Source organism: Actinokineospora spheciospongiae, from assembly GCF_003182415.1.
GTDB lineage: Bacteria > Actinomycetota > Actinomycetes > Mycobacteriales > Pseudonocardiaceae > Actinokineospora > Actinokineospora spheciospongiae.
The window spans coordinates 587,396-603,843 of sequence record NZ_QHCP01000005.1 but is presented as its reverse complement, the minus strand read 5'-3'; the positions used below and the strand labels follow the sequence as shown (position 1 = coordinate 603,843).

General features: G+C 74.5%; 17 protein-coding genes. 3 read left to right on the top strand and 14 right to left on the bottom strand.

Translation table 11 applies throughout. The annotated features are described in order from the left end of the window. Positions 1-54 precede the first annotated feature (54 nt). Positions 55-906, top strand: a complete 852-nt coding sequence (gene yidC / locus DFQ13_RS16955; protein ID WP_110080454.1) for a membrane protein insertase YidC — start codon at positions 55-57, stop codon at positions 904-906. A 55-nt stretch (positions 907-961) separates the two neighbouring features. On the opposite strand, the gene DFQ13_RS33145 is transcribed toward yidC, so the two are convergent. The 9 genes from DFQ13_RS33145 to DFQ13_RS16915 form a co-directional block, all read right to left on the bottom strand. Further along, complete coding sequence (locus DFQ13_RS33145; protein ID WP_146241256.1) at positions 962-1,141, bottom strand: DUF5302 family protein; 180 nt, start codon at positions 1,139-1,141, stop codon at positions 962-964. Between the two features lie 350 nt (positions 1,142-1,491). Beyond that, on the bottom strand, positions 1,492-2,481 hold the full coding sequence (locus DFQ13_RS16950) for a P1 family peptidase (RefSeq protein ID WP_110080453.1): 990 nt from the start codon (positions 2,479-2,481) through the stop codon (positions 1,492-1,494). 4 nt (positions 2,482-2,485) lie between these two features. Beyond that, complete coding sequence (locus tag DFQ13_RS16945) at positions 2,486-3,259, bottom strand: ABC transporter ATP-binding protein (protein ID WP_110080452.1); 774 nt, start codon at positions 3,257-3,259, stop codon at positions 2,486-2,488. After that, positions 3,259-4,044: an ATP-binding cassette domain-containing protein gene (locus DFQ13_RS16940; protein WP_110080451.1), complete on the bottom strand. Its 786-nt coding sequence runs from the start codon at positions 4,042-4,044 to the stop codon at positions 3,259-3,261. The genes DFQ13_RS16945 and DFQ13_RS16940 overlap by 1 nt, the downstream gene beginning before the upstream one ends. Next, positions 4,041-4,886 carry an ABC transporter permease gene (locus DFQ13_RS16935; protein ID WP_233438445.1) on the bottom strand — a complete coding sequence of 282 codons (846 nt, stop codon included), beginning with the start codon at positions 4,884-4,886 and terminating at the stop codon, positions 4,041-4,043. The genes DFQ13_RS16940 and DFQ13_RS16935 overlap by 4 nt, the downstream gene beginning before the upstream one ends. Continuing rightward, on the bottom strand, positions 4,883-5,833 hold the full coding sequence (locus DFQ13_RS16930) for an ABC transporter permease (RefSeq protein ID WP_035285920.1): 951 nt from the start codon (positions 5,831-5,833) through the stop codon (positions 4,883-4,885). Before DFQ13_RS16930 ends, DFQ13_RS16935 begins: the two co-directional genes overlap by 4 nt. Further along, positions 5,830-7,377 carry an ABC transporter substrate-binding protein gene (locus DFQ13_RS16925; RefSeq protein ID WP_110080450.1) on the bottom strand — a complete coding sequence of 516 codons (1,548 nt, stop codon included), beginning with the start codon at positions 7,375-7,377 and terminating at the stop codon, positions 5,830-5,832. The genes DFQ13_RS16930 and DFQ13_RS16925 overlap by 4 nt, the downstream gene beginning before the upstream one ends. 14 nt (positions 7,378-7,391) lie before the next feature. Continuing rightward, positions 7,392-8,693: an O-acetylhomoserine aminocarboxypropyltransferase/cysteine synthase family protein gene (locus DFQ13_RS16920; RefSeq protein WP_084176109.1), complete on the bottom strand. Its 1,302-nt coding sequence runs from the start codon at positions 8,691-8,693 to the stop codon at positions 7,392-7,394. Continuing rightward, complete coding sequence (locus DFQ13_RS16915) at positions 8,663-9,679, bottom strand: isopenicillin N synthase family dioxygenase (protein WP_181400009.1); 1,017 nt, start codon at positions 9,677-9,679, stop codon at positions 8,663-8,665. Before DFQ13_RS16915 ends, DFQ13_RS16920 begins: the two co-directional genes overlap by 31 nt. A gap of 123 nt (positions 9,680-9,802) precedes the next feature. On the opposite strand from DFQ13_RS16915, the gene DFQ13_RS16910 reads away from it, so the two are divergent. After that, the gene (locus DFQ13_RS16910; protein ID WP_035285911.1) at positions 9,803-10,411 is read left to right on the top strand and encodes a DUF4291 domain-containing protein; all 609 of its coding nucleotides are present in this window, start codon (positions 9,803-9,805) and stop codon (positions 10,409-10,411) included. Between the two features lie 10 nt (positions 10,412-10,421). On the opposite strand, the gene DFQ13_RS16905 is transcribed toward DFQ13_RS16910, so the two are convergent. The 5 genes from DFQ13_RS16905 to DFQ13_RS16885 form a co-directional block, all read right to left on the bottom strand. Then, positions 10,422-11,534: a DNA alkylation repair protein gene (locus tag DFQ13_RS16905; RefSeq protein WP_110080449.1), complete on the bottom strand. Its 1,113-nt coding sequence runs from the start codon at positions 11,532-11,534 to the stop codon at positions 10,422-10,424. Between the two features lie 146 nt (positions 11,535-11,680). Continuing rightward, entirely contained in the window at positions 11,681-12,301 is a 621-nt protein-coding gene (locus DFQ13_RS16900) for a TetR/AcrR family transcriptional regulator (protein WP_146241255.1), read from the bottom strand. 134 nt (positions 12,302-12,435) lie between these two features. Beyond that, on the bottom strand, positions 12,436-12,648 hold the full coding sequence (gene rpmE, locus DFQ13_RS16895; RefSeq protein ID WP_035285903.1) for a 50S ribosomal protein L31: 213 nt from the start codon (positions 12,646-12,648) through the stop codon (positions 12,436-12,438). Between the two features lie 13 nt (positions 12,649-12,661). Beyond that, a complete protein-coding gene (locus DFQ13_RS16890) occupies positions 12,662-14,032 on the bottom strand; it encodes an MFS transporter (RefSeq protein WP_110080448.1) in 1,371 nt (456 codons plus the stop codon). 126 nt (positions 14,033-14,158) lie between these two features. Further along, entirely contained in the window at positions 14,159-14,539 is a 381-nt protein-coding gene (locus DFQ13_RS16885; RefSeq protein ID WP_035285952.1) for a YchJ family protein, read from the bottom strand. 194 nt (positions 14,540-14,733) lie between these two features. Here DFQ13_RS16885 and DFQ13_RS16880 point away from each other — a divergent pair, with 194 nt between their 5' ends. Continuing rightward, positions 14,734-16,428 (top strand): fatty acyl-AMP ligase, encoded by a 1,695-nt coding sequence (locus tag DFQ13_RS16880; protein WP_110080447.1) that lies wholly within the window; start codon positions 14,734-14,736, stop codon positions 16,426-16,428. Positions 16,429-16,448 lie beyond the last annotated feature (20 nt).

Sequence of the window (16,448 nt, the reverse complement as noted above, 5' to 3'; positions counted from 1 at the left end):
GGACGTGGGCGGTCGGTGTCCGCTTCCCGACTCTTCCGACGGAGTGAATCCCCGATGTTCGACGTCTTCCTCTACCCCGTTTCCGGCGTGCTCTGGTTCTGGCACCGGCTCTTCGGCGCCCTCTTCGGCCCCGGCAGCGGGGCCGCCTGGGTGCTGGCGATCGTGTTCCTGGTCTTCACCGTGCGGGTGCTGCTGATCCGGCCCGCGCTCGGTCAACTGCGCGCGGCGCGGCGCGCCCGGGAGTTGGCCCCCGCCCTGGCGCGCATCCGGGAGAAGCACCGCGGCGACCGGGTGCGGATGGGGCAGGAGGTGCAGAAGCTCCACGCCGAGAACGGGACCAGCCCGTTCGGCGCGATCCTGCCCGCGCTGCTGCAGGTCCCGGTGTTCCTGAGCCTGTACTGGGTGCTGCGCGACTTCACCCCGACCGCGCAGTCGAACCACGTGTTCGACCGGGCCGGGGTGGAGTCGTTCCTGCGGGCCGACCTGTTCGGCGCGCGGTTGGGCAACTGGGTGAGCCAGTCCGCCGCCGACCTGGCCGCGTTCGCCACCGACCGGGCGCACATGCTCGCCGTGGGGGTGCCGCTGATGTTGTTGGCGGGGGCGGCGACGTTCCTGTCGCTGCGGGCGGGCCAGAAGCAGCAGCCCGCGGACAACCCGCAGTTCGCGACCATCGGCAAGGTGATGGCGTTCCTCGCGCCCGCGGGGATGCTGGTGTCGGGGTTGCTGTTCCCGGTGCCGATCGGCGTGCTGCTGTACTTCCTCGCGAACAACGTGTGGACGTTCGGGCAGCAGCACATCCTTTCGACCAAAGTGGACAGCCAATCACCCGGCGGTGGGGCGCCCGCGGTGGTCAAGCCGCGGATGACCACACCGCGACCGGGGCAGAAGCCGCGGCGCGGTCGGTAGTGGACAGACCGCTTGCCCCGCAACGGTTTCGTTGCGGGGCAAGCGGTCCACCGGGTCACCCGGTCTTGCGGCGCAGCGTGTGCTTGCGCGGTACCGGGATGTTGGTGCCGCCGCGGGTGCTCTGCGCGCGGTGCGACTCGTGCGGGTGCGGGCCGGTGCCCTTCTGGGCCAGGGCCTGCGAGAAGCGGTTCTTGATGTCGTCCATCGACGGGGTGCGGGACTTCTTGGCAGCCAAGGTGGCCTCCTGGAAAGGGGTGGTGCGAAGTCGCTCGGAGGGGTCGCCGACCGCGGTCGCGGCGGTGCCGGACCGTGGGCGTGGCGGGTACCCGGTCCGACGAGCGGGTGCGGACCGGTCAGTGGACATGCGTGATCGCCAACTGTGCGGCAGGGAACCTGCCTGGGCGGGGTGTCGACGGGAGTCCCCGGAACCCACTCGACCGGGCTGGTTCAGCCTGCGGCAGGTGGTCCGTCAGCGGGGATCAGGTCCCGGAATCTCAAAGGCGCATGGGTAGATGGTGCCAGTCGTCCGGCCACGGGGTCAAGGGGAAAGTTTCGCGAGTCCTCTGTGGAGCGGAGAACACCCGTTCAGGGTTGCGGGTAGAGGTCCCGGTGGGCGAGCAGTTCGCCCCAGTCGGTGGTGATCGACGTGGCGGCGAGGACGGCGTGGGCGATGGCGCGGGCGAACACACCGGGAGCGGCGGAGAGCGCGGTCGCGGCGGTGCCGGAGGACCCGGTGGCGGCGGCGAAGATCGTGTCGCCGTCGGCCAGGCCGTGCGACGGGCGGATGGCCAGGGACAGGCCGTTGTGCCCGGCGTCGGCGAGGCGGTGGGCCTGGCCGGGGGTGAGCGGGGCGGTGGTGGCCACGACGCCGATGACGGTGTTGAGCGGCGCGCGGAACCGCCGGGCCTCGAACGTGGCCCGCAACCGCTCCCGGCCCGCGGCGATCACCTCCGGGGCGACGGGGACGAGCGGGAACTCGCCGGGCAGGCCGAACGCGACGCCGAGCGGGAGCCCGGTGGCCGGGTCGACCGCGGGGTGGTGGGAGTTCATGCCGACCACGGCGGCGACGGTGGTGCCGTCGGGGAAGGTGGCGCTGGCGGTGCCGAGGCCGCCCTTCATCTGCGCGGTCAGCGCCCCGGTCCCGGCGCCGACGTTGCCCTGCGCGACCGGCCCGCCCGCGGCGGCCGACGCCGCCTCGTGGCCGACCTCGGGGCGCGGGTGGGCGGTGAAGTCGCCGCCGCGGCCCAGGTCGAACAGGGCGGCGGTGGGGACGACCGGGTCGGCCCAGGGGCGGTGCCGGGTGACCCAGTCGAGGACGCCGTGGGCGGTGCCCAGGCCGTAGGAGCTGCCGCCGGTGAGCACCAGGGCGGCGACGGCGCGGCGGTCCTCGCGCGGGTCGAGGGCGAGGGTGTCGCGGGTGCTGGGGCCGCCGCCGCGCACGTCGACGGCGGTGACGGTGCCCTCCGGGAGCAGGACGGCGGTGGTGCCGGTGAGGGCGCCGCCGCCGATGCGGGTGGCGTGGCCGAGGAGGACCCCGGGGACGTCGGTGAGGGCGTTGTGCGGTCCGGCGCGCATGGGTTCAGACCTCCGGCAGCCGGGGCACGGCGTCGAGCAGGGCCCGGGTGTACGGGTGCGACGGCGCGCGCAGGACGTCCGCGGTGGCCCCGGACTCCACCGCCACGCCGTTCTTGAGCACCAGCAGCCGGTCGCAGAGCTGTTGGACCACCCCGATGTCGTGCGAGACCAGGACCAGCGCCAGCCCGAGCCGGTCCACCAGGTCCTGCACCAGCGCGGTGACCTGGACGCGGACCGCCACGTCGAGGGCGGAGAACGGTTCGTCGGCGAGCAGCACCGCGGGTTCCGGGCCGAGCGCGCGGGCGATGGCAATGCGCTGGCGCTGCCCGCCGGAGAACTCGTGCGGGTACCGCCCGGCGGCGTCGGCGTCGAGGCCCACGGCGGCGAGCAGTTCGGCGACGCGGGCCCGGTGGTCACCGGGCACCCGCAGGCACTCCAGCGGCTCGCGGACGCTGTCGCCGATCCGCATCCTCGGGTCCAGCGAGCCGTACGGGTCCTGCGGCACCATCTGCACCTCGCGGCGGAACCAGCTCAGGTCCCCGGTGGGGCGCACGGCCCGGCCGCGGAAGGTGACCGCGCCGGAGTCCGGCCGGTCCAGGGCCAGCAGCAGCCGTAGCAGCGTCGACTTGCCCGAGCCGGACTCCCCCACCACGCCCAGCCGCTCCCCCGGCGCCAGCGCCAGGCTGACGTCGCGCACGGCGTGCCGCTCCCCCGGCGCCCCGAACAGCGACCGCCGCGGCAGGCGGTAGGTGCGGTTCAGCCCCTCGGCGGTGAGCATCAGGTCTCCCGGGTGAACGAGGTGGCGCGGGCGGCGGCGAGCAGCGTGCGGGTGTAGTCGTGGGCTGGGGCGCGCAGGACGTCGGTCAGGGTGCCCTCCTCCAGCACCCGCCCGCCGCCGAGCACCAGCACCCGGCGGGCGACCCTGGCCAGGACGGCGAGGTCGTGGGTGATGAACAGCAGGGCGGTGCCGTGCTCGTCGACGAGCCGGTCGAGCAGGGCGAGGACGTCGGCCTGCACGGTGACGTCGAGGGCGGTGGTGGGTTCGTCGGCGAGCAGCAGGGCCGGGTCGCAGGCCAGGGCGGTGGCGATGCCGACGCGCTGGAGCTGGCCGCCGGAGAGCTGGTGCGGGTAGGCGCGGGCGGCGCGCTCGGGGTCGGGCAGGCCGACGCTGTCGATCAGCTCGACCGCGCGGGCGGCGGCGGCGCGGGTGGACAGGCCGCGGTGGCGGCGCAGCGGCTCGGCCACCTGCCTGCCCACGCGCATCAGCGGGTTCAGCGCGGTGCGCGGCTCCTGGAAGACCATGGCGATCCGCTCGCCGCGCACCCGCGACATCCGCCGGTCGTCGAGGCCGAGCAGTTCGGTGCCGTCGAGCCGGACGCTGCCCTCGACCTCGGCGCCGTCGGGCAGCAGCCCCAGGACCGCCAGCGCGGTGAGCGACTTGCCGGAACCGGACTCGCCGATGAGCCCCAGCCGCTCCCCCGCCCCCAGGTCCAGGTCGATGCCGTCGAGCAGGGTCTTGCCGCCCAGGCGCACGGTCAGGCCGCGCACGGTCAGCAGGCTCATCGGGTCCGCACCAGCCTCGGGTCGGTGGCCTCGCGCAGCGCGTCGCCGAGCAGGTTGAACGCCAGCACGGTCAGCGCCACCGCCAGGCCGGGCCAGATGACCAGCAGCGGCCGGGCGGCGATGTGCGCCTGCTGCTCGTGCAGCATCCCGCCCCAGGACGGCGACGACGGCGCGCTGCCGTAGCCGAGGTAGGTCAGCGCGGCCTCCACCAGCACCGCCAGCGCCATGACCAGCGAGAGCTGCACGATCAGCGTGGGGGCGATGTTGGGCAGCAGGTGGCGGCGGATGATCCGCCCGGTCCCGGCGCCGCCGACGCGGGCGGCGAGCACGTAGTCGGTGCCCCGCACGGCGGTGATCTCCGCGCGGGCGACCCTGGCCACCGCCACGCCGAACCCGATGCCGATGGCGACGACGACCGTGCCCAGCGAGCTGCCGTAGACCGCGGCGAGCACCATGGCCAGCAGCAGCGTCGGGAACGCCACCAGGATGTCGATCAGCGCCACGGCCGAGAACCCGACCCAACGCGGCCCCAGGGCGGCGACCAACCCCAGCGCCAGCCCCACGACGGCGGCCACCAGCGCCGAGCAGACCGCCACGACCAGCGTCTCCCGCGCACCGACCAGCAGTTGGCTGAACTGGTCGTGCCCGATCCGGTCGGTGCCCAGCACGTGCCCGTCGGTGAACGGCAGCAGCCACGCGCTGCCCGGGTCGGTCCGCTGCGGGTCGAACGGCGTCCAGAACAGCGACACGACCGCGCCGATGGTGAGCAGCCCCAGCCAGACCAGCCCGAACGCCCCGGTCGGGCGGCGCGCGACCAGCCGCAGGACCCGCAGGGCGGTCACCGGACCTCCCGCAACCGCGGGTCGATCAACCGGTGCGCGACGTCCACCAGCAGGCTGATCACCAGTACGGCGGCCACCACCAGGAACACCTCCCCCTGCACCTTCACCAGGTCGCGGTTGCCCACGTCGACCACCAGCATGCTGCCCACCCCCGGCAGCGTGAACACCCGCTCCACCACGACCGCGCCCACGATCAGCGTCGCCAACTGCACGCCCAGCACCGACACCACCGGCAGCGCGGCGTTGCGGAACCCGTGCGCGCGCAACGCCTGCCCCCTGGTCAACCCCTTGGCCCTGGCGGTGCGCAGGAAGTCCGAGTGCAGCACGCCGAGCACCGCCGAGCGCACGAACCGCAGCAGCACCGCCCCCTCGGTCAGCCCCAGCGCCACCCACGGCAGCACCAGGCTCCGCACGGCCGACCCCGGGTCCGCCCAGCCGTCGACGGGGAAGCCCTGCGCGGGCAGCGCGCCGAGCTGCACCGAGAACACCAGCACCAGGACCAGGCCCAGCCACAGCGTCGGCACCGCGATCCCGACCTGCGACACCGCGCTGATCCCGGTGCCCACGAACGTCCGGTTGCGCACCGCGGCGAGCACCCCGAACGGCAGCGCGACCAGCACCGCCAGCAGCGCGCCGCCGAGCACGAGCGGCGCGGTCACCGACAGCTTGCGCCCCAGCTCCGCGCTCACCGAGGCGCCGTTGAGCTGCGAGGTGCCGAAGTCGCCGCGCAGCACCCCCGCCAGCCACGAGCCGTACTGGGCGGGCAGCGACCGGTCCAGGCCCAGTTCGGCGCGGATGGCCGCCAGCCGCTGCGGGGTCGCGTCGGTGCCCGCGATGGTGGCCGCCACGTCGCCGGGCAGCAGCCGCAGCAGGGCGAACACCAGCACGCTCGCCACCAGCAGCGAGACGGCGAACAGCGCGACCCGGCGCAGCAGCCAGAAGGTCACTTGCCGACCGCGATGCCGCTGAGCGGGAACCGGTTGGTGGTCTCCGCCGACGGCACGCCGTAGACGCCGGTGCGCACGACGGTGTGGGTCTGGTTGACGAACAGCCAGTCGGTGGCGGCGTCGTCGGAGGCCTGCTTGGCGACCTTGCGCAGCAGTTCGTCGCGCTCGCCGTCGGACGCGGCGGCGCGGGCGGCGGCGTAGTCGGCCTGGACCTGCTTGTTGTCGTAGCCGAAGTAGTAGTCGGGCTTGGCGTAGTTGCCGATGTCGCGGGCCTCGGCGTGGTCGACGATGCTCAGCTCGTAGTCGTGGTTGGTGAACACCCGGGTCAGCCAGGTGGGGAACTCGACCTGGCGGACGGTGAGGGTGACGCCGACCTGCTTGAGGTTCGACACCAGCACGTCGGCGATGGCGCGCGGGTAGACGTTGGGGATGTCCAGGGTCACCGCCAGGCCGCCCGCGTGGCCCGCCTTGGCCAGCAGGGCCTTGGCGCCCTCGGGGTTGTGCGCGTCGGTGCCGGTGAGGTCGGTGTACCACGGGTCCTGCGGCGGGACCGGGCCGCCGATGGGGATGCCCGCGCCGTAGGCGGCGATGACGTCCTCCTTGTTGATCGCCTGGCGGAACGCGTGCCGGACGTCGGGGTTGTCGAACGGTGCCCGCTTGTTGTTCAGCGCCAGGGTGAACTTGTCGGTCGTCGTTCCCCTGAGGACGGTGAAGCCGGGGTTGGCGGTGAACGGTTGCAGCAGCGTCGCGTCGGCCGCGGTCTGCACGTCGGTCTGCCCGGTGGTCTGCGCGTTGTTCGCCGCGCTGGGCTCGGGGATGTAGTGCAGCACCACCTTGGCGTTCTTCGGCTTCGCGCCCCAGTAGGCGTCGTTGCGGGCCAGGGTGATGTCGGCGCCGCGGTTCCAGTTCGCGATGGTGTACGGGCCGGAGCCGTTTTCCTCGGCGTCGAGGGTGGCGAAGTCGGTGTCCTTCTTGTACACGATCCCGCCGCGCTGGGTGAGGTTCCACAGCAGGAAGGTGTCGCGCTGCTTGAGGTCGACCTTGACCGTGGTCGGGTCCGGTGCGGACACCGCGGCGACGGAGGCGAACTCGGCCGCGCGCAGCCCCTTGGAGCCGGGGGCGATCTGCTGTTGCAGCGACCAGACCACGTCGGCCGACGTCAGCGCGGAGCCGTCGTGGAACTTGGCGTCCGGGGTGAGGGTGAAGGTGTAGGACAGGCCGTCGGGAGAGACCTCGTGGGAGGTGGCCAGCCGGGGGACGATCTTGTCGCCGTCGGCGGTGTCGGCGCTGACCAGTCCCTCGTAGACGTTGTCGAGCAGGAGCTGGTCGACCGCGACACCGGAGGTGGCGAACGGGTTGAGGCTGACCGGTTCGAGGATCAGCCGCACGTCGACGGTGGCGCCGAGGTCGAGCTGGTCGTCGGGCGGGGTGGCGGCCTGGGTGGCGGTCGTGGCCGGGGCGCCGGGGTCACCACCGGTGCCGCAGGCGACCGTGGTCGCGGCGAGCGCGACGACGGCGGCGGGAATCCAGAGCAGGGGGCGCATGGTGGTACTCCTCGTCACCGGGACAGGGCTTGGTTCAGGTCGGCCAGCAGGTCCTGGGTGCCCTCGATCCCGACGGACAACCGCACCAGCCCGGGGGTGACCCCGGCGGCGCGCTGCTGCTCCTCGTCGAGCTGGGCGTGCGTGGTCGACGCCGGGTGGATCACCAGGCTGCGCAGGTCGCCGATGTTGGCCAGGTGGCTGAACAGGGTCAGCCGGTCGACGAACCGGCGGCCCGCGTCGAAGTCGGGCAGCTCGAAGGCCAGCACGCCGCCCACGCCCAGCGGCAGGTACCGCCGCGCCGCGGCGTGCCACGGGCTGTCGGGCAGGCCCGCGTAGTGCACCGCCCGCACTTCGGGCCGCTCGCGCAGCCACCGGGCCACGGCGGTCGCGTTGGCCACGTGCCGCTCCAACCGCAGCGACAGCGTCTCGATGCCGTTGAGCAGCAGGAACGAGTTGAGCGGCGACACCGCGGGGCCCAGGTCGCGAACGAGGCGGGTGCGCAGCCGCAGGCAGTAGGCCAGCTCGCCGGAGTCGCCGAAGGCCAGGCCGTGGTAGGTCGGGTCGGGCCGGGAGAACTGCGGCCAGCGGTCGGGGTCGGCGGCGAACGGGAACCGCCCGCTGTCGACGACCGCGCCGCCGATGACCGTGCCGTGCCCGGCGAGGAACTTGGTGGTCGAGTGCACCACCACGTCGGCGCCGTGCTCGATCGGCCTGCACAGGTACGGCGTGGGCACGGTGTTGTCGACGATCAGCGGCACCCCGGCCGCGTGCGCGGTGTCGGCGACGGCGGCGATGTCGAGGACGTTGCCGCGCGGGTTGCCCACGGTCTCGGCGTAGTAGGCGCGGGTGTTCGGGCGGGTCGCGGCCCGCCAGGCGGCCGGGTCGTCCTGGTCGTCGACGAAGGTGGTGGTGATCCCCAGGTCGTCGAGGGTGTGCGCGAGCAGGGTGTGCGTGCCGCCGTAGAGGGAGGAGGCGGCCACGACGTGCTCGCCCGCCCGCGCCAGGTTCAGCACCGCCAGCGCGGTCGCCGACTGCCCGCTGGCCACCGCGACCGCCGCCACCCCGCCCTCCAGGTCGGCCAGGCGGGCCTCGGCCACGGCGGTCGTCGGGTTGGACAGCCGGGAGTAGGCGTGCGTCTCCAGGTCTCGCAGCGCGAACGCGGCGGCGGCGTGCTCGGCGTCGCGGAAGACGAAGGACGTGGACAGGTGCACCGGGGTCGCCCGCGCGCCCGTCGTGGGGTCGGGCTGGGCGCCCGCGTGGACCTGGCGGGTCTCGAACCGGTGGGTCACGCGCGGGCCGCCAGCACGTCGGACCACCAGCGCCGCGCCACCTTCGGGTGCGACCGCAGCCACCCCACCAGGGCGTTCTCCCCGAACGCGGCGTGCAGCGGGTTGTCGGCGTCCGCGCTGACCCCGCGCGCCTGCGCGGCGAGGTCGGCGGGCAGGTCGAGGGGCTCCACCACGGCGTTGAGGCGCGGGCCGAGGAAAAACGGCACGGAGAAGCGCTCGACGCCCGCGGGCGGGCTGAGCACGCGGTGGCGGGTGGCGGTCAGGTAGCCGCCGGTGGCGATCTCCAGCATCTCGCCGATGTTGAACACGAAGCTGCCCGGCACCGGGGTGGCGTCGATCCACGACCCGTCGGAGAGCTGCACCTGCAACCCGCCCACGTCGTCCTGCTGCAACAGGGCCAGGTAGCCGTAGTCCTTGTGCGCGCCGACGCCCTGCTCGGCGTCGTCGGCCGGGCGGCCGGGGTAGCGCACGACCTTGACGTGGGTCGAGGCCTCCTCGTCGAACCACCGGTCGAAGTGGCCCTCGTCGGCGCCCAGCGCGGCGGCCAGCGCCCGCAGCACCTCCCGGCTCACCCGCAGCGCCTCGTCCTGCCAGGCCAGCACGGTCCGCTTGAACCCGGGCAGGTCCTCCGGCCACTGGTTGGGCCCGACCAACCGCTGCCAGTCGTGCTCCGGCGCCTCGACGGGGACCCGCTCGGGACCGATGTCGACCTGCTCGCGCCAGTCCCGGGTGCCGCCGGTGAACTCGTACCCGGTCCGGGTGTACCCCCGGAACTGTGGCGAGTGGATGTTCTCGATGGCCAGCCGCCGCTCCTGCGGCAGCGCGAAGAACTCCCGCGCCACCCGGAAGATCCCGTCCGTCACCGCCTCGGGCACCCCGTGCCCGACGACGTAGAAGAACCCGACCTCGTGCGCGGCCCACCGCAACTCGTCGAGGAACCCCTCCCGACCGGCACCCCGGAACCGCGAGATGTCGATCAGCGGAAGGGCCTCCACCCGCTCCACGCTGCTCATGCCCCGACCCTAGGACCCCCGTCCAGACCGCCAGCACCGACTCCCACGATCCGGACGCGCAGACCACCCGGTCCAGCGGATATCCGGGTGCGCCACCCCCCGGCCGGTTGCGACCATCACCGGGTGAGAGAGCAAGGCGAGGCGTACCGAGAGGTGCGAGCGGTCCACACCGACAGCACGATCAGGGTCTACCAGGCGTACCCCGCCGAGATCGCCGACGCCGCGTTGGCGGCGGGGACGTTCGCGCCGCCGTTCAAGCGGGACCGGATGACCTGGGTCAAGCCGTCGTTCCTGTGGATGGCCTACCGGTGCGGGTACGCGGACAAGGCGGGGCAGGAGCGGGTGCTGGCCGTGGACATCAGCCGCGAGGGCTTCCACTGGGCGATCGGGCGGGCGGTGCTCAGCCACTTCGACGCGGCGGTGCACGGCGACCACGCGACCTGGTCGGCGCGGGTGGCCGGGTCGCCGGTGCGGGTGCAGTGGGACCCGGAGCGGGGCCTGCGGCACGAGGCGCTGGGCCACCGGTCGCTGCAACTCGGGTTGCGCGGCGAGGCGGTCCGCCGGTACGTCGACGAGTGGGTCGTGGGGCTCACCGACGTCACACCGCTGATGCGGGAGGTGGGGCGGTTGGTGCGGGCCGGGGAGACCGCGCGGGCGCGGGAACTCCTGCCCCGGGAGCGGGTGTACCCCCTGGAGGAACAGGACATCAGCGCCTTGGCGGCGAGCCGCTGACGCACCGCGCTCAGGTTTCCCGCGGCGGCAGGAGGGTGAAGTCGGCTCGGCCGGTGGAGGCGCCGTTGACGTGGAGTTCCAGGCCGTGTTCACCCGGGTGGTAGCGGCGGGTGGTGATGGGGCGGAAGGAGTGGTCGCGGGTGATGTCCAGGCGTTCGCCGGGGGCGAGGGTGCGGGTGGTGAGCTTGAACGTCTTGCCGGTCTGGCCGCCGTTCGCCTTGCGGTGGTGGACCGTGTAGTCCACGGCGATGCGGACCGGGTCGAGTTCGGTGTTGACGATGGAGGCGCGGAAGGTGATCGTGCCGCCGAAGGGCACCGAGGACGCGGACAGCTCCGGGCCGGTGGTGTCGACGTCGACCGGGGCGAACCCCAGGAGCCGCAACGCTCCCGGGTGGCCTCGCTTGACCAGGGTGCGCAGCGCGTGGCGGACGAGGGCGGGGGTGTTGCCGCCCGGTTCCGACAGCCACCCCGCGGCGGTGTCGACGACGAGGTCCGGGTGGTCCCGGCTGAGGTCGTTGAGGTGGTTGGCCACCGAGCGGCGGACGTACTCGCTGTCGTCGCGGTGGAGTGCGTGCAGGATCGGCAGGGTGATCCCGGGCCGGGTGAGCAGGCCGGGAACCCGGGTGGCCCACGGCAGGAACGGCCGGGTGCCCTCCGACGCCAGCCTGCGCACGTGGGGGTCGGGGGAGGTCGTCCAGGTGGTGATGGTGGCCAGGGCGCGGTCGGGGTCGTGGTCGAGCAGGGGGCGCAGGGCGAACTCGGAGGTGAGCCGCGGGGTCAGCTCCGCCAGCAGCGCCAGCGCGTCGTCGAACGCGGTGTCGGTCCGCTCGGCGATGGCCTTCGCCGCCACGGCGGAGGTGACCGGCCAGATCAGCCAGCCCGCGAACGGCCGGTCCCCGTCCCGGGCGGCGCGGATGGTGGCGGCGAAGGTGGCGTAGTCGCCGGGCAGGTCCGCCAGCAGCGCGTCGCGCAGCAGGTCGCTGCGCTCGCGCAGGCCCAGCGCGTCGAACCGCCCCGGTGCGGCGCGCAGGGCGGTGAGCCGGGCGGCGGGGGCGGCGGCGCGGATGGCCGTGGTCAGGGCGCGGGCGGTCGGTGTGCCGATGAGTTCGTCGGCGAAGGGCATGGGGGCCTCCGGAGGGATCGGGAGGAGTGTGCCGCGGGGGACCGACAGAACCGGCGGTTCCCTGGGCCACCGCGCGGGTCCGGACGACCTCGGTGGCGCCGCTGACCGGTCCCGCCTCCCCCACCGCGCCGGGGTGAACGGGGCGGTCAGCCCGCGAGGCAGTCGACGCCGGGGACCGGGGCGGGTTCGAAGAAGATCAGGGCCGTCTGCACCAGTGGCTCCACGAGCTGGGGCAGGGCGCGGACGCCGTCGGTGTAGAGGGTTCGGCGGATGCGTTCGACGGCGCCGCCGACGTACAGCTCGAACACGTCGGGGGGCAGCCGCCGGATCGCCGGGTCGCGCAGGCGGGCTCGGCGGTGCAGTTCGGCGAACGCCTCGGCGAAGACCAGGTTGGCCGCCATCCCCCGCCGCGCGGTGGCCTCGCCCGCCCTGGGCCCCTCGACGTAGAGCGACCACGCGACCGCGTGGCGGACCGACAGGGTGCCCAGGAAGACCTGCCAGGCCAACCGCACCCGGCCCGACCAGTCGTCGGCGGGCAGCGGCGCGACGGCGGCCCGCAGCCGGGCCCGCACCCGGGCCACCGCCCGGTCGTGCGCGGCCACGAAGCACGACTCCTTGCCGTCGAAGTGCTGGTAGAAGGTCCGCTTCGACACCGCGGCCAACCCGACCACGTCCCCGACCGTCGCCGCCGGGTAGCCCTTGTCCGCCACCACGACCAGCACCGCGTCGAGCAACCGGTCGAGCTGGGACGGTTCCGCCCACGTCATGCCCGGCACCCCCTCACACCTGTCCAGTGGTCGGATTCGCGGGCGTCCCGGTTCCCGGTCGGACCCACCGGACGGCGAACGGCGCCCGGCCTCGGTGCGAGGCGGGCGCCGTTCGGTGAGTCTGGCGGAAGCGCTTACTTCTGGCGCTTGCCGTAGCGCTTCTCGAAGCGCGCGACCCGGCCGCCGGTGTCCATGATGCGCTGCTTGCCGGTGTAGAACGGGTGGCAGTTCGAGCACATGTCGACGTAGAGCGAGCCCGAGGTGTTGGTGCTGCGGGTGGTGAACTTGACGCCGCAGCTGCAGGTGACCTCGATGGGCGCGTACTCCGGGTGGATGCCGCTCTTCATGGTTCTCTCCTCGTCAGGTGGTCGTCGGGTCCCCGTCACGGGGTGAACCGAAACCGGTGTTCGACCGACCATTGTGCCAGGTCCACCCGACGACCCCGGCGGCGACCGCCGCGAAGCAGCCCAGCAGGGTGCCGACCACCTGCAGCCCGTCGGTGCCGATCAGCGACCCGCCGCCGAGCGCGGCCAGCAGCGGGCCCACCGCGGCCAGCGCCACCGTCTCCGTGCCGAGCCGCGCGGCGTTGAACATGCCCGACGCCGCGCCCGCCTGCTCGCCGGGGACGGCACCCAGCGCCAACCCGTCCAGCAGGCCCGTCGTCAGCCCCACACCGGCGCCGACCAGCACGAACGCGCCCATCCACGGCCCCGGGCGCGGGGTCGCGGTGACCAGCAGCAGCGCGCCCGCGCCGGTTCCCAGCAGCGACCCCACCACGACGACGGGCACGGGCACGGCCCGCACCAGCAGCGCCCCGAGCGGGGGCAGCACCACCGTGGGCAGGGTGAGCAGCAGCAGCCACAGCCCGGCCTCGCCCGCGCCCATCCCCACCACGGAGATCAGGTACGACGGCAGGTAGACCAGCAGCGGCACCAGCACGGCCATGAACGACCCGGCCGCCGCCGACAGCGCGGTGAACCGGCGGTTGCGCAGCAACCCCAGGTCGAACAGCGGGTCGGGCCGGTGCCGCTCGACCCGGGCGAACGCGGCGCCGAGCAGCGGCACCAGCAGCAGCCACCAGTAGGCCGCCTCGGACACCGCGGTGATCACCACCAGCAGCGCCGCGGTCGACAGCGCCGCCCCGGCCCAGTCGACGCGGCGGTGGGGGTTCCCGGGCAGGACCGGGAGCAACGGGGCGCAGACGAGCACGAGGGCAGCCAGCGCCGCGGGCACGGCGAACACCGCCCGCCAGCCCAGGTGGTCGACGAGCAGGCCGCCGATCGTGGGGCCGAAGGCGAGACCGGCGCCGAGGACGGTCCCGAGCAGCCCGAAGGCCCTGGCCCTGGCGGCCCCGGAGAAGGTCTCGGCGAGGATCGAGCCGCCGCCGGTGACGGCCGCCGCGGCGCCGATCCCGGCAGCGAAGCGCAGGACGTCGAGCACGACGACGTCGGTGGCGAGGGCGCAGGCCAGGCCCGCGGCGGCGAACAGGGCGACCCCCGCCAGGTGGCAGCGGCGCCTGCCGAGGACGTCGGCGAGGGAGCCGGTGAACACCAGGAACGCGGCGAACGCGGCGTTGTAGCCGGTCACCACCCAGCGCGTGGCGCCCGGCCCCGCCGACAGCGAGGTCGCGATGTCGGGCAGCGCGGCGGAGGAGCCGGTGATGGTGAGGGGGAAGACGACGGTGGAGAGCAGGACGACGGCCAGCACGGCCGTCGGACGTTGGCGGAGCACGGATTTCCTTCCGGTGGGTGAGCAGGGCGAACCGGCCCGCCGGTTGTCACCGGCGGGCTGGGTCCGCGGAGCTACACCGCGTACTTGGCGGAAGGACGGCGTTCACGTGCCACGCCCGGGACCGTATCAGCGCACGGTTCCCCAGTAGACCCAATTCCCGTCGCTGCGGGTGAAGCGGCTGTTCTCGTGCAGGACGCCCTGGCCCGCGCCCTCGAGGTAGTGCGCGCGGAACTCCACGGTGCCCTCGGCGTGCAGCAGGCCGCCGCCGGTGCGCCCGAGGACCTCCAGCCGGACCCAGCGCTGGTCGGGGTCGAGCTCGACCCGGCGCGGGCGGGTGTCGGGGTGCCAACTGCGCAGCAGGTAGTCGGCGTCGCCCTCGGCGAAGGCGGTGAAGCGGGAGCGCATGAGGGCTTCGGCGGTGGCCGCGGGGGCGGTGCCGGAGAGGGCACGACCGCAGCAGTCCACGAGGGGCAGGCCGGTTCCGCAGGGGCAAGGGATGGGGGGCACGGCGCCATTGTGCGTCAGAGGGTGCGGCACGGGGTGCGCCACCGGCGGAACGCGCACCCCGTTGAGCACGGTGGCGCCCCGCGCGCTGATCCCGGTGAGCGTTTCCGGGGCGACCGGGTCGAGGACCTGTCCGCCCTGGTCGGGCGGCCGTAGGGTCGACGGGACGACGACGCTGTCGCAGGATTCGAGGAGCCGTGACGACCGTTCCCGCCGCGCAGCGGACCACGACCGCGGTGGCGGACGCGGTCGCGCTGCCCGCGCTGCTGCGGCGGTGGGCCGACCGGACCCCCGACCTGCCCGCGCTGACCTTCCTCGACCACGACCGCGACGCCGAGGAGACGCTGACCTGGCGCGGCCTCGACGACCTGGTCGACTCGATCGCGGCCTGGGTGCGCCCGCGCTGCGCGCCGGGGGCGCGGGTGGCGATCCTGCTGGAGCAGTCGCCGTCCTACGTGGCGGCGTTCCTGGCGGTGCTGCGCGCCGGGCGGATCGCGGTGCCGCTGTTCCCGCCCGCCTCCCGCCACGACGACACCCTGGTGGCCGCGCTGGTCGACTGCGCGCCGGAACTGGTGCTGACCACGTGGACCGGGCTGGAGGCGGTGGCCGCGTTCGTGGCCGGGTGCGCGCCCGCGCGGGTGGTGCCGGTGGACGCGCTGCCCCCGGCCGAGGGCCGGGGAACCGGTCCGGCCGAGCCGGACCTCGACGACGTGGCGTACCTGCAGTACACCTCCGGCACCACCCGCGACCCGGTGGGCGTGGCGCTGACCCACCGCAACCTGCACGCGGGCGCGGCGCAGGCCGGGGCGTGCTTCGGGGCGGGCGCGGAGGTGGCGGTGAACTGGCTGCCGCTGTTCCACGAGATGGGGTTGGCGATCGGGCTGACCGTGCCGCTGCTGCTGGGCAAGCGGACCGTGCTGATGGCCCCCAAGGCCTTCCTGCACCGGCCGGGGCGCTGGCTGCGGGCGCTGTCGGACAACCCGGGCGCGGTGACCGGCGCCCCCAGCTCCGCCTACGCCCACGCCGCCGAGCGCAGCACCGCCGCCGAGCGGGCGGGGCTGCGGCTGGAGCACGTGGTGGCCCTGGTCAACGGCGGTGAATCGGTGCACCACCACGACGTCGAGCTGTTCCACCGGGTCTTCGCCGAGTGCGGGCTGCGCGCCGACGCGCACCGCCCCGCCTACGGCCTGGCCGAGGCGACGGTGCTGGTGGCCGCGAGCCCGGCGGGGGCGCCGGTGGTGCGCTCGTTCGACGCCCGGCGCCTCGGGCTCGGGGAGGCGGTGCCCGCTGGTCGGGGGCGGCGGGTGAGCACGCTCGTCGGGTGCGGCGCGGCGGTCGGCCAGGAACTGTCCATCGTGGACCCGGAGACGGCGGTCCCGGTGCCGGACGGCCGGGTCGGCGAGATCCGGGTGCGCGGCCCCAACGTCGCCCGGGGCCGCTGGCGCGACGGCGGGCCGGTCGTCGACGGGGCGGGCTGGCTGCGCACCGGCGACCTCGGCGTGGTCGTCGACGGCGCGCTGTTCGTGCTCGGCCCGCGCACGCAGGTCATCACCGCGGGCGGGCGCGAGCACCACCCGCAGGACATCGAGCGCACGGTGCAGCGGGCGCACCCCGCGGTCCGCCCGCACGCGGTCGCCGCGTTCGGGGTGCCCGGCCCGGACGGCGGCAGGCTGGTCGTGGTGGCCGAGCGGTCCCGGACCGCGGGCGCCGGGATCGCCACCCGCGCCGACGTCGCCTCGGCCATCCGACCCGCGGTCGCCGCCGCGCACGGGGTGCGGGTGCACGAGGTGGTGCTGCTCGAACCGGGGCAGGTACCGCGCACGTCGAGCGGGAAGATCCGCAGGTCAGCGAGCAGGGAGCGGTACCTGGCGGGGCGGGCGGGGCACGATTGACCGCGTTCGGGCGGGCCGAT